This is a genomic window from Shewanella sp. 10N.286.54.B9, from assembly GCF_041468565.1.
Taxonomy (GTDB): Bacteria; Pseudomonadota; Gammaproteobacteria; order Enterobacterales; family Shewanellaceae; genus Shewanella.
Window position 1 is genome coordinate 1 of sequence record NZ_JBFRIY010000030.1, and the last position, 11,764, is coordinate 11,764.

Consider the following 11,764-nt stretch of genomic DNA (forward strand, 5'->3'; position numbering starts at 1 on the left):
AATAGCTTTTCTGTCAGACATGCTAAGGTGGGTATAAGTCATCTTGGAGTCCTTTGCTGTGTTATGGTCGCACATAAACATTAGCAGAAGCTTCAGGATGACTGTCTCTTCAATGAGTTAGCTGTAATGGTGCACTTGCATGTTGAACGCGGCGATTAACAATGGCTGGCAATTGATTATGCGTTCAGGGAGATGGGATGAATAAAGGATTAAATAAAGTTCGCAGTAAAAAAAGCGAGGCGCTGATAAAAATAGTGACACTTGCTGTTATAGCAGCCAGCCACTGTGCGTCATGGAGCGCGCAGGCGCTTAGCGTAGAAATTAATAACAGCAAAATTGAAGCCAAGTACCTAGCTGTTCCTAAACAGGCGGCTGTCAATGAAGGGGTGTTGTCTCTTTCTTCTGGAGCGGGGCTTTACTATTGGGATACCGGCGGTGACGGCCCAGTGGTTATTCTTTTGCATCCCGGCAGGGGGAGTGCGTTAACTTGGCCTTATCAGCAACCGGCTTTTGCAAAGGCGGGATATCGAACTATCGCCTATTCGAGACGTGGCTATTTTGGGTCTCCAGCGGGTTCAGAAAGCGATACTGGTAATTATGCTGACGACCTTAATGCGTTAGTCGAACATTTAAATGTCGATAAATTTCACATTCTTGGATTAGCTGCGGGTGGCTTTGCCGTTTCAGATTATGTGGTCTCTTACCCGGAAAAACTGCTGAGTATGACAATTGTTTGTAGCCTCTTTGGATTATGGGATAACAATATTGATCAACGATTGGATTCCATCTTGCCAGAGAGTTTTAACGATTTGCCAGCTGAATTTAAAGAGCTTGGCCCATCTTATCGCTGGGCGCATCCGGAGGGCGTAAAGCAGTGGATTGCAATGGAGAAGAAGTCACGCGGGGATGGTGTTAGGCATGGTCAGCCAGCGAAAAGTACAATTACTTGGGAGAAAATCCGCGCAGCTAACATACCCAGCTTGTTTATTGCTGGCGGGGCAGACTTATATCAGCCGCCGTCGATGATGCGCGCGGCCGCGCGGGAGTTACCCCATAGTGAGACTCTGTTGGTACCAGAAGCTGGCCATGCCGTTCAGTGGGAACAGCCAGAATTGTTTAACCGGGTGGTATTAGAGTTTTTAAATAAAAATAACTGAGCTGTTTTATATAACATTCATAACGCTGTGATTGAATTCAAAGGCTGCGATGTTTATGATTCGATGCTCTCTACCAAGTCTCAATACACTGTCTAACCCCAATAATAATTTGTGTATAGCCTAGCTTAAAAAGGAAAATCGATGAACGCTGCTGAACATTACCCAATAGGTACACCTGGCCAGAAATGGAATGATACCGATAAGTCTGCTTGGCTTGCTTTACAGTCTGTTAAACGCTCTTACAAGGAGCAAGTATTAACGAAAGTGTTGGCTTTGGGTGAAAAGTTCACGCTAGAGCAGTATGGCGCTTTGTCTGTTGATGAAGCTAAGTACCCGTTGTACGCACTGAAAACTCGTGACTGGCAGGCTGAGAAGCCGATTATTTTGGTGACAGGTGGGGTCCATGGCTACGAGACTAGCGGTGTGCAAGGTGCCATCCGCTTTATGGAAACCAAAGCGCAAGCTTATGCCGAACATTTTAATATCGTGCTTATTCCTTGTGTGAGCCCTTGGGGCTATGAGACGATAAATCGCTGGAACTCAAGTGCGATTGACCCTAATCGCTCATTCTATAGCGACAGTCCTGCTGAAGAGTCTGCTGCGTTATTAGCTTATCTGGCGCCGATTAACGAGCAAATATTTGCCCATATTGATCTACATGAAACCACCGATACTGATAACAGCGAGTTTAGACCAGCTTTAGCTGCTCGCGATGCTAGTGTGCATGATAATTGGAATATCCCCGATGGCTTTTATCTGGTGGGCGACACCATTCATCCTCAAGCTGATTTTCAAAAAGCCATTATTACTGAAGTTGAGCAAGTGACCCATATTGCGCCAGCTGATGACAGCGGTAAGCTTATAGGGGTTGAGCTGGCTCAGTTTGGGGTAATCAATTATGCAACCAAGGCGTTAGGATTATGCGCAGGGCTAAGTGGCGCTAAATATGTGACCACTACTGAAGTCTACCCAGATAGCCCCTTAGTTGATGATGAAAACTGCATTATTGCTCAAGTAGCTGCAATAACTGGCGGTTTGGATTACCTACTGAATTTGTAATTTACCGTATCAATCTCGGTGTCGCCTCATGAGTTAATTTGAGGCGACTTGGGCGTTATTTAATGCTGAAACAGTAATTATTAAAATTCTATTATCATGTCTTAGGTTGCTTTCTCCACATAAAACACTGCCAGAGTTACCTCTGCTTAAATTAATTTATAAATTATTTTAACTGCAATTCAAACAATGGCATTGTTAATTTAGTGCTTGCTAAAGCACTGGTTGTATTGTTTGCTTTTTGTTTTAAACAATCATCATTAAATCATCTGTTTATCTGGTACGTACGTGCCTAAAATTTGTCTTGATAGCTCATTTTCTAATCGTTAGGTTGGCGAAAGAGGTCAGATCTCTGAACTCTCAAAATAATTCAGACAATAACAATTCAAACAATAATAGAGATAATAAATGAAGATCTTAAAACAACTCACCTTACTGGTGTTGGTCGCAACTAGCCCCTTGGTGCACAGTGCAACTGGGGTTGCGTTTATACATGGAACAGGTCATCAGACCGATGCGCTTAACGATTATTGGAGTGCGGAGTTTGTTGATACCGTCAGGCAAGGGATCAATGAGCCTGATAATTACGTAGTGATTAATTGTGATTTTGACCAATACATGTGGGAAGAGGCCGCTGCGGGATGTTTAGCGCAGCAGTTGTCGAGTTTTATTAGCGACAAGCAGATTAACTCTCTCACTATGATCACGCACTCAAACGGCGGAAATGTGGTGCGTTGGCTGCTCTCGAACCCTACTTGGGATAGTCGTTACCCCAATATTATCAATGTCACTAAACGGGTCGTAGCCCTAGCACCTTCTAGCGGTGGTACGCCATTGGCTGACGCTGTTAACCAAGGCAATGTGTTTGAAACCTCTCTGGGGTGGTTACTTGGCTATGGTAGCAATGCCGTTAAACAGCAGCAAGTGAGCTGGATGCAACATTACAACAATACTTGGTTACATGGCACTACAGGACGCCCAGGGCTAAGTAGCCCTTTTGAAGTGGTAGTCGGTTCTGACGTGGATTCAGCCATTTGGGACGGGGATAGTTACTGCGCCGGTTATCAGTATCAAGTGGCGTTAGAAACCACACAGAATTGGCTAGATGATTGCTCTGATGGTTTCTTGGAGTGCCGCTCGCAAAGCGCAGCTGGAACGGTTTGGTTTACTGACAAACAGCGCACGGCAGGGCGTGAGCCACTCAGTCACCAGCAAAGCCGACGCGCTTGTTTTAACCTTCACCGTCTCATTCGCGATCATATTTAGGAGCCACCAATGAACAGATTAACGAACGCCTTGGTGTCTATCACCGCTGGATTTATGCTTGCTGGCTGTCAAAGCGAGGAGCAACAAACCCCTGAGCTTGAACAGAATATGCAAGTTGTGAGTAAGCAGTTTACGTTGGCAATGGTGCAAGCTGGGGATATAACAGTTGGCAATATTCAAGTACCGACTTTAGATGCGATTAACAACAGTAAAGACAAGATCGGTTTTGTTAATTCAATGCCTAATCAACAGGCTTTAGCGTTACCACAATCAAATACCCGCAGCGAAAGTGATGAGTTTTGGATGACAGTGTCTGGAGCAGAGCTTAACAAAGGGGTTAAGCTTGCGATAAGCCAACCTTCAAGCATTATCCGCGTTGCGCCAAGGGCTGATAATCGTTCTGGCGCCATAATTAAAGGCCGGTCGATATCACCTGAGCAACTTCAATTACAGAAGGTGGGTGATAAAGCAGATAACAAGGCGTCTTACATACAATCGCTAACGGATGCTGACGCGCTAGCAACGGCAGGGCTTGCTGACCATTCAAGTGCGCTGACGTTATCGAGCAGTGCAACAGCTGGTACCTATAAACTAACGGTAGCACAGCCGTTACCGGAAAGTGGTCAATACCTGCTAAATGTTAAAGAGAAAGGCTCGCCTTATAAGCTAAAGCTGTCAGCCAACAATCGCGTCGCTAGTGATGAACTGACAATGCCGTTTACTTTGCAGTTAAGTAATAGCCAAACAGCGTTGCAGCCACAAGCCAGTTTAAAGCACGCCAATGGCAATATTCAGACATTGGCGGTCGAGCAGGTAAATGGCCAGTGGCAGGCAACGTTGCCGACGATATCGAACATGCCTTCTAGCAATGCCGGTTTGAGCGAGATCCAAGTTAATGTGCAAACTCAAGTGAATGGCCAAGCCGTTTATAGGACAGTCAAAACCGCTTTTAAGCAGTTTGTCGCCAGTGCGAAACTAAGCAGTAATGTGGAAAGTCAGTGGCTGGATGGGCTGCCTTTGCAGTTAACTTTTGCGGTTGAGCTACAGCAAGAGGGTCGTTTTGGTGTCAATGCTGCCCTCACCGGCACAGATATGACAGGCAAAGATATACTCATTTTAACGAGTCAATCTGCTGCTTGGTTAACAGCCGACTCATCGACAATATCACTTGATTTAGATGCCGCTGCTATTAAGCGTTCAGGCCTGAAAGCCCCTTTTAAACTCAAGGCACTCGAGCTTGTTGATCAAGGACAGATGGCAAGGCTTAGTTATCAGCAGCAAGCATTAACCATGAGTCTTTAGTCGGTTAAGCATTTAAAATAGGCGCGTCTACAGGGCGCGCTTTTTTCTTTGCGGCCAATCGCTAAACTCTTATGCTAAAGTAGCTTGAAAATTGCAATGCTAGCTAAGAGTGCTTAAATGACCAATCACAGTTATACCATTATTGAGCAGGTTGTTAATGCCGACGATTTTGTGCGCTTACGGCTAATCTCAGGCTTAACACCTCGGCCGCTAGAGGCTGCAAAACAGGCATTGCCTAATAGCCTTTATGGTGTGCATATCTGCACTGCTGAGCGCACCATTGCTATGGGGCGGGTGGTGGGTGATGGGGCGTTAAATTTTGATATTGTTGATGTTGCTGTCGATCCTGATTTTCAAGGGCAGGGTTTTGGCCGACTCATCATGCAAAGCATTATGGACTACCTTGAAAATGCAGCCTTTAAAGGTGCTTACATCACCTTAATGGCAGATGTTCCAGAGCTTTACACTAAGTTTGGTTTTAAGTTGAGCCGACCTGCAAGCGAGGGTATGTATATAATCAAATAGCTCGTGTTTCTACCTTCGAGTATTAACTGACTCTAGCAGCAACTGGTACAGGTATTTTGCCGCCGGTCCCGATTTTGCGCCTTTAGGCAGCGTGATATGCAGTGGCACTTGATATTGCTGCGCATGCTCTACTTGTAATACTACAGCGCTATTACTGGGAATATTCTTAATAACATGTTGTGGTAACCGACAATAACCGAGTCCTTGCAACATGGCTTGCACTGCATGGTCAAAATTATCGACGGTGATGCGCTGATTAGACTTTAACCAACCGACATCTTGCTTATCTTGCCGACCCAGATCGCGCACCACTATTTGTCTACTACTGCTGAGATCGGCTAAACAAGGTTGGTTTTTAGTTGCTAGCGGATGATTTTTAGCGACCACAGGTAGCATGCTTACCACGCCAAAAGCTTCTGACGGATGGTTGGTTATTGGCAGGGTAATAATTGAAATGTCAGCACTTTCAGCGGTGACCATCTGTTGAGTTTTAGACAGTGAGGTTTCTATCACTTGCACCGAGGTACTGTGGTTTTGTTCGAAAAACAGCGCCATTGGCGCATATAACCAGTTGCGGTTGCATAGATGATCAATTGCAATGGTTAGTTCAGATTCAACACCTTGAACTAGCTGGTTACTTATCTCCTCCAAAACTTTGGCTTGCTCAAGCATGGTTTGAGCTCTTCGAAGTAATGACTTTCCGTCATCAGTCAATATGGCTCTGCGCTTTTCAACTTTAAGCAGTGTCACCCCTAGCTGCTCTTCTAATTTACGAACGGCATAAATGAGCGTTGTATGGCTCTTGTTTAAGGCTACTGCAGCAGCTTGAATACTGCCTGCTTTATCTATTTCAGACAGCGTGAGCCATTGCTCTAATGTTGTTTTTAATCTCATGGTCTATTTTGCCTACATTAACTGGCAGCATTATGAACTTTTATGTCCAAATTTTATAAGTATTATAGTCGTTATCGCAAGTAATTCGGCACTGATAGTGCGTTATCTAGCGAGTAACTTGTCTGTTACGACACAATTTTGGAGAGAGATTATGAATACATTACTACAAGTCGATTTTGATTATAGCGGTCCATTTGGCAGTGAGATGGCGAGCATGCTTAAAGAGTTAGCCGAATCGATTAATCATGAGCCTGGGATGATCTGGAAAATTTGGACTGAAAGTGGGTCAGAAAAATTGGGCGGTGGGATCTACTTATTTGAAGATGAAAAGTCAGCCGGAGCATATCTAACAATGCATTCAGCACGATTGAGTAAAATGGGCATTGAAAATATTCGGGGCCGGATCTTCGCAGTGAATTCCGCGCTGTCTGCAATTAACAATGGTCCAATCGGATAAAATAGCTGCAGAGGAAAGGCGATGAATAATAGTCAAATTTTAACTTTACATGCTGTGATTTACGCGCTGTTTGCTTTGGCATTGTTTTTTATTCCAACACAGATGTGGCCAATTTATGGTGTAGAGATCAATGATCAGTATGCACTGTTTTTGTCACAGCATACGAGTATATTTTTAGCTGGTATCGCCACTATCTGTTTTTTGCTTAGAGACATCGATAAAGGAGCCTTGGCTAAAAAGTTATTTATCGCCTTATTCCTTACCAATCTTATCGGTGTTTTTATTACTCTGAAGGCCGCGTTCACAGGCATTCTTGTTGGATTAGGTTGGAGTGACCCGCTGTTTTTTGTGTTTATGTCTTTTTTAAGTTTTAGGCAGATGATAAAGCAGTAATTTCTGCCATAAAAAAGCAGCAACTTTATCGTAGCTGCTTTGCGTTTTTAGCGCTGTTACTGCTCACTTTCAGAGGCGATAACCGCTTTTATGCCGTGAGAATGAACCTTGATACAAATACCCGATTTTTTAAAGGCAATGGTCGGGTTAGCCAAGCGCTCTTTATCGCCTTTTGGTGAACTCATCTTAACTTTCACTTGGGTCTCACCAGCTAGCACTGGCTTTAGGCTTGGTAATGCCGCTAACAGATCTTGGCTGAGAGTTTCGCACTCTTTAGCATCTGATTTTAAAACCAACTCAATATGTTCCCAACCTTCTGCCGGATAGGACTTCTCGCCAGGGAAGGGCAGTTCAACGCAATCGATAGTCATATCACCAAGCAGTAAAGGCTGGCTTAGTTCAATGATTAAAATAGGACGGCCATTAATCATGTTGTTTGAGATGATTGTGCCATGCTGTGCAAACTCATGTTGTAACTGCTGTGCAGTTTGGGTGCTATTGACTCGCAGCGCAGTATGGTCGCATTCAAGTGCCAGTTTATCCAAGCCAAGCTCGCTCATAAACTGAATAATAGATTGGCTAAAGGCTGGCCAACTGCTGGTTAGTTGCTCATAGGTCATTAATTTTACTCTGCTGACGCCCGCTTGGTAAACGGGCCTACTGTTTTAATCTAACGTTTTAATTTAGTGAGCTGCGGAGCGTTATGGCCAGATCTCAATTGGAGTGCCTTCATCAATAGCACGCCAAAGCTCATCCATCTCTGCATTGGTTACGGCAATACAGCCATCAGTCCAATTGTATTGCTGTGCTTCAATCGGGCTCAGGCTCGAATTTGGATTTTCACCGTGGATCATGATCTGACCGCCGGGCTCTATGCCCAGAGCATTGGCGCGTAAGCGATCTTCATCATTAGGGTAGGAGATATGAATAGAGCGGTAATAAGCGCTGTCTGACTTCTTATAGTCCAGTAAGTAACGTCCTTCTGGTGTGCGTTGATCGCCTTCTGTTAGTTTATGCCCAACGGGGTTATCACCCATGGCAATGCGGTAAGACTTTAACACTTTACCTTCGCGTAGCAGCGACAAACTTGATTCAGATTTAGTGACGACGACCAAATCAGCTTTACCACTGGCATGGGCTACATTAGCTTGGAAAACACTAAACAGCAGTAATAACGAAACAATTGTTGACAAGAAAACCTGCATTTACAACCCTGAGCCTAATGCCCTTAGCATGTAGAAATTAGGCTTATGTTACCTCAAAATCTCGCGATTGTTGACGTAGATGTTTAAGATTATTTTTGAGCTCAGCTTGTTTGCGTGTCACACTATTCATATCACCCAATTTAATACCTTGATAATTCAGCGTATGTCAGTTGAATGTTAAGCGGCTTCACAGCAAGGAACGGCGCTATAGATGGCTACAGAAACTGACTCGGAAAGCTTATTTAAACTTAAACTTCGCCGAATAATCTTTGGAACAGACACCCCCGCAGGTCGCTTTTTCGATATTAGTCTCATTGTTTGTATTATTTTGAGCGTCATGTTGGTCTTTTTAGATACCGTTGCTCATATTCACCAGCAGTACGGCGAGATAATCATTATCTTAGAGTGGTGTTTCACCATTATATTTACTGTCGAATACCTGCTGCGTTTGTATTGCTCTGCAAAACCATTGGAGTACGCTAAGAGCTTCTATGGGGTGGTCGATCTGCTTTCAGTGTTGCCGACATATCTAGCTTTGGTATTCCCAGGTGCCAATTTTACTATGGTGATCAGAGTACTAAGGCTGTTTAGGATTTTTAGGGTCTTCAAGTTGTTACGCTATTTAAGTGAAGGTAATCTGCTACTTCGAGCGATGATGCAATCGAGCCGAAAAGTATTTATTTTTTTCTTTTCAGTCAGTTTAATCGTCGTGGTGTTAAGCTCTATTATGTATGTTGTTGAAGGGCCTAATAATGGCTTTTCATCAATCCCTAAATCTATCTACTGGACGATAGTGACAATTACAACGGTAGGTTATGGTGACATTACCCCTGGAACTAATTTAGGCCAGGCGATTGCCGCATTTACCATGCTGCTTGGCTATTCGATTATTGCGATACCGACAGGGATTTTAACCGCTGAGATCTCACAAGAGATAGGTAAACACAAAGATTTACGCCGTTGTAGTAATTGCTTAAAAGTGGGTCATGAAACCAATGCGCTGTACTGTGATAAATGCGGTAGCGAGCTAGAAGCCGATATTTAGTGCTGGCGACTTGACTCAATGATGGAGTCACCCCCGCCAATAGAATGTTGCACATCGCGTTTAATGTGCAGCTCAGTTAGTCAAATGGATTAAGAGGTTTTATGGCAGTTGCCAAGTTTATACAAGGATCGATACTGCGCCATATCTTGGTGATGAGCTCAACTGCTGCGGTGGGGATCTCAGCGCTATTTGTGGTTGACCTGTTAGATATCTTTTTCCTCAGTTTATTAGGTGAGCAAGAGCTCGCCGCCGCAGTGGGGTATGCTGGCACAATCTCATTTTTTACGACCTCAATTGGTATTGGTTTATCGATTGCCCTTGGTGCATTGGTGTCACGTTCCATTGGTGCTAAAGAGGTGGAAAAAGCCAAGCGATTATTACTTAATAGCGCCGTAGTGACATTACTGGTGAGTGTTGTGGTTGCGGTTATTGTATTTTTGTTTATCCCAGAACTGTTGTCGCTGGTGGGGGCTACTGGGAAAACTGCCGAGTTAGCCGCGGGTTATCTCTATATTTTGGTACCTTCATTACCGCTTATTTGTTTGGCAATGGCGCTAGGTAGCGCACTGCGAGCAGTGGGTGACGCCAAGCTGTCTATGATATCAACTTTGATTGGTGGCGGGGTTAATGCGGTTTTTGACCCTATATTTATCTTTATGTTTGCCATGGGGATCGAAGGAGCTGCAGTTGCGTCAGTATTGGCACGTCTAGCAGTGTTTGTTGTGGCCGCTAGAGGAGTGATTGTTAAGCATAAATTGTTTGGCCGTTTTAACTTAGATCATTTCATCGCCGACCTAAACCCTATTTTTGCCATTGCTGGCCCTGCAATGTTAACCAATGTTGCAACCCCAATTGGTAACGCCGTGGTGACACGTGCTATTGCTGATTTTGGGGATAGTTATGTTGCTGGTTGGGCAGTCCTAGGCCGCTTAATTCCTGTCTCTTTTGGTATGATATTCGCGCTATCTGGAGCGGTTGGTCCCATTGTGGGGCAGAACTATGGTGCTCAGGAGTTTGGCAGAGTAAAAGAGTCACTTACCCGTGCAATTCAATTTTGTAGTGTTTATGTGCTAGTGGTTTCGCTATTACTATTTTTAACCCGCAATCAAATTGTGAGTGTGTTTGATATGCAGGGTGATGCAGCAGAGCTTATTCTATTTTTCTGTAGTTATATTGCGGTATTTTTCATCTTCTCAGGGATCCTGTTTGTTGCTAATGCCTCGTTTAACAACTTAGGCAAAGCCAAATACTCGACGCTGTTTAATGTGGGTAAAGCCACAATTGGTATTATCCCTTTTGTGTATTTTGGCGCGCAATGGGGTGGGGTTTACGGCGTACTTATAGGGCAAGCAATAGGTTCTATCATCTTTGGTGTACTTGGCGTACTTGTGGCTTATCGCTTAGTGGAGAAGGTTCGAGGCCAGTTTGAAACCGAGAGTGATCTACAAACAGTGTCTGTGGCAGAAACTGAAGCTGCGAGTGAATTTGATGAAGAGCTTAGCTTGAGTAGCCAAAATCCGATGTCATCATCATGTGCCAATATGGCGATGGTGACGGAAGAGCAAGATTGTGAGGCGAGTAATGAAATTACTGAGCTTATCGGTGTAAAAGGCGAAGAGTCGTCAACCAAATAAGCCCAACAAAATATGGCTAATTAGCTTGCGGGTGCACTGTCTGTGTCACTCGCTTGTGCATCAACTTCAGTTGCTGCTTCATTCTGTTTAGCTAATTCTTCTGCGGCAAGCTTTGCTTGTTGTTCCGCACGCTCAGCCTTAGATACGTATTTTTTGATCGTAGGCGGAGTGTGCTTATTAAGACGAGCTTTAGCACGCTTAGCCGACAATTTGATCATTTTCTGTTTTCTGTTCATGGGTTCTCTACGATAACGTCAATCTAAGATAAGTTTAGCGCAATAGACGCTGAGCTTGAAATCGGAAGCGGATTTTACCCTAAAGTGCCTCACGATGCCACCGTACTCATTTTAATTCGATAAGCTTTCACCTAATTGCAATTACCTAATGCACTCTATCGCTTAGTGCTAGATCCAATAGCTTAAAAATAATCGTGACTCAACTCGCTAGTTGTAGATTAAAGTTAACCTAGAGACTGATTTATTGTTAGTCTCCTCTTTTAACTATTGGCTTGAGAACAATATGCAAACCATCACCTTTTTCCAACGATTTGAATCTGACATTCTAGCGGGCAAAAAGACAATAACTTTGCGAGATCACAGCGAGTCTTATTTTGAGGCAGGGCAAACAGTGCATGTGGCTAACTTGGAAACGAGTCACTGTTATGGCCAGCTTGAAATCTTGTCGGTTGCTTGGGTCAAGTTTGACGATCTCAATCAGTTGCATGCCGAGCAGGAGAATATGACACTTGCAGAGCTCAAAACTCTCATCAGAGAGATCTATCCTGAAATAGAGCAACTTTATCAAATCAATTTCAAACTGCTGTAATCATT

14 protein-coding genes are annotated in these 11,764 nt (G+C 44.0%); 10 read left to right on the forward strand and 4 right to left on the reverse strand.

Annotated features, from left to right (window positions below):
- Positions 1 to 197 precede the first annotated feature (197 nt).
- The 5 genes from AB4135_RS11110 (at position 198) to AB4135_RS11130 (ending at position 5,306) form a co-directional block, all read left to right on the forward strand.
- Entirely contained in the window at positions 198 to 1,157 is a 960-nt protein-coding gene (locus AB4135_RS11110; RefSeq protein WP_371992868.1) for an alpha/beta fold hydrolase, read from the forward strand.
- Positions 1,158 to 1,298: 141 nt separating this feature from the next.
- Positions 1,299 to 2,216 carry a M14 family metallocarboxypeptidase gene (locus AB4135_RS11115; protein WP_371992870.1) on the forward strand — a complete coding sequence of 306 codons (918 nt, stop codon included), beginning with the start codon at positions 1,299 to 1,301 and terminating at the stop codon, positions 2,214 to 2,216.
- 405 nt (positions 2,217 to 2,621) lie between these two features.
- Entirely contained in the window at positions 2,622 to 3,479 is an 858-nt protein-coding gene (locus AB4135_RS11120) for a hypothetical protein (protein WP_371992872.1), read from the forward strand.
- A 9-nt stretch (positions 3,480 to 3,488) separates the two neighbouring features.
- Positions 3,489 to 4,781, forward strand: coding sequence for a DUF4785 domain-containing protein (locus AB4135_RS11125; protein ID WP_371992874.1), 1,293 nt, complete (start codon positions 3,489 to 3,491; stop codon positions 4,779 to 4,781).
- A 117-nt stretch (positions 4,782 to 4,898) separates the two neighbouring features.
- Positions 4,899 to 5,306 (forward strand): GNAT family N-acetyltransferase, encoded by a 408-nt coding sequence (locus AB4135_RS11130; protein ID WP_371992876.1) that lies wholly within the window; start codon positions 4,899 to 4,901, stop codon positions 5,304 to 5,306.
- A gap of 9 nt (positions 5,307 to 5,315) precedes the next feature.
- Here the strand turns inward: AB4135_RS11130 and AB4135_RS11135 are convergent, their stop codons facing one another.
- Positions 5,316 to 6,200 carry a LysR family transcriptional regulator gene (locus tag AB4135_RS11135; protein ID WP_371992878.1) on the reverse strand — a complete coding sequence of 295 codons (885 nt, stop codon included), beginning with the start codon at positions 6,198 to 6,200 and terminating at the stop codon, positions 5,316 to 5,318.
- A 151-nt stretch (positions 6,201 to 6,351) separates the two neighbouring features.
- On the opposite strand from AB4135_RS11135, the gene AB4135_RS11140 reads away from it, so the two are divergent.
- Positions 6,352 to 6,657: a monooxygenase gene (locus AB4135_RS11140; RefSeq protein ID WP_371992880.1), complete on the forward strand. Its 306-nt coding sequence runs from the start codon at positions 6,352 to 6,354 to the stop codon at positions 6,655 to 6,657.
- 21 nt (positions 6,658 to 6,678) lie between these two features.
- The gene (locus tag AB4135_RS11145; RefSeq protein WP_371992882.1) at positions 6,679 to 7,050 is read left to right on the forward strand and encodes a hypothetical protein; all 372 of its coding nucleotides are present in this window, start codon (positions 6,679 to 6,681) and stop codon (positions 7,048 to 7,050) included.
- Positions 7,051 to 7,106: 56 nt separating this feature from the next.
- Here AB4135_RS11145 and AB4135_RS11150 read toward each other — a convergent pair whose 3' ends face one another.
- Together AB4135_RS11150 and AB4135_RS11155 are read right to left on the reverse strand one after the other, a co-directional pair.
- Positions 7,107 to 7,670 (reverse strand): VOC family protein, encoded by a 564-nt coding sequence (locus tag AB4135_RS11150; protein ID WP_371992884.1) that lies wholly within the window; start codon positions 7,668 to 7,670, stop codon positions 7,107 to 7,109.
- 81 nt (positions 7,671 to 7,751) lie between these two features.
- Positions 7,752 to 8,255 carry a murein L,D-transpeptidase family protein gene (locus AB4135_RS11155; protein ID WP_371992886.1) on the reverse strand — a complete coding sequence of 168 codons (504 nt, stop codon included), beginning with the start codon at positions 8,253 to 8,255 and terminating at the stop codon, positions 7,752 to 7,754.
- Between the two features lie 211 nt (positions 8,256 to 8,466).
- Between AB4135_RS11155 and AB4135_RS11160 the strand changes: the two genes are divergently transcribed.
- On the forward strand, positions 8,467 to 9,300 hold the full coding sequence (locus tag AB4135_RS11160; RefSeq protein ID WP_371992887.1) for an ion transporter: 834 nt from the start codon (positions 8,467 to 8,469) through the stop codon (positions 9,298 to 9,300).
- A 101-nt stretch (positions 9,301 to 9,401) separates the two neighbouring features.
- Entirely contained in the window at positions 9,402 to 10,934 is a 1,533-nt protein-coding gene (locus tag AB4135_RS11165) for an MATE family efflux transporter (protein WP_371992889.1), read from the forward strand.
- Between the two features lie 20 nt (positions 10,935 to 10,954).
- On the opposite strand, the gene AB4135_RS11170 is transcribed toward AB4135_RS11165, so the two are convergent.
- Positions 10,955 to 11,170, reverse strand: coding sequence for a DUF2986 domain-containing protein (locus AB4135_RS11170; protein ID WP_248975305.1), 216 nt, complete (start codon positions 11,168 to 11,170; stop codon positions 10,955 to 10,957).
- A 283-nt stretch (positions 11,171 to 11,453) separates the two neighbouring features.
- On the opposite strand from AB4135_RS11170, the gene yqfB reads away from it, so the two are divergent.
- Complete coding sequence (yqfB, locus tag AB4135_RS11175) at positions 11,454 to 11,759, forward strand: N(4)-acetylcytidine aminohydrolase (RefSeq protein WP_371992891.1); 306 nt, start codon at positions 11,454 to 11,456, stop codon at positions 11,757 to 11,759.
- The last annotated feature ends 5 nt before the right edge of the window (positions 11,760 to 11,764 follow it).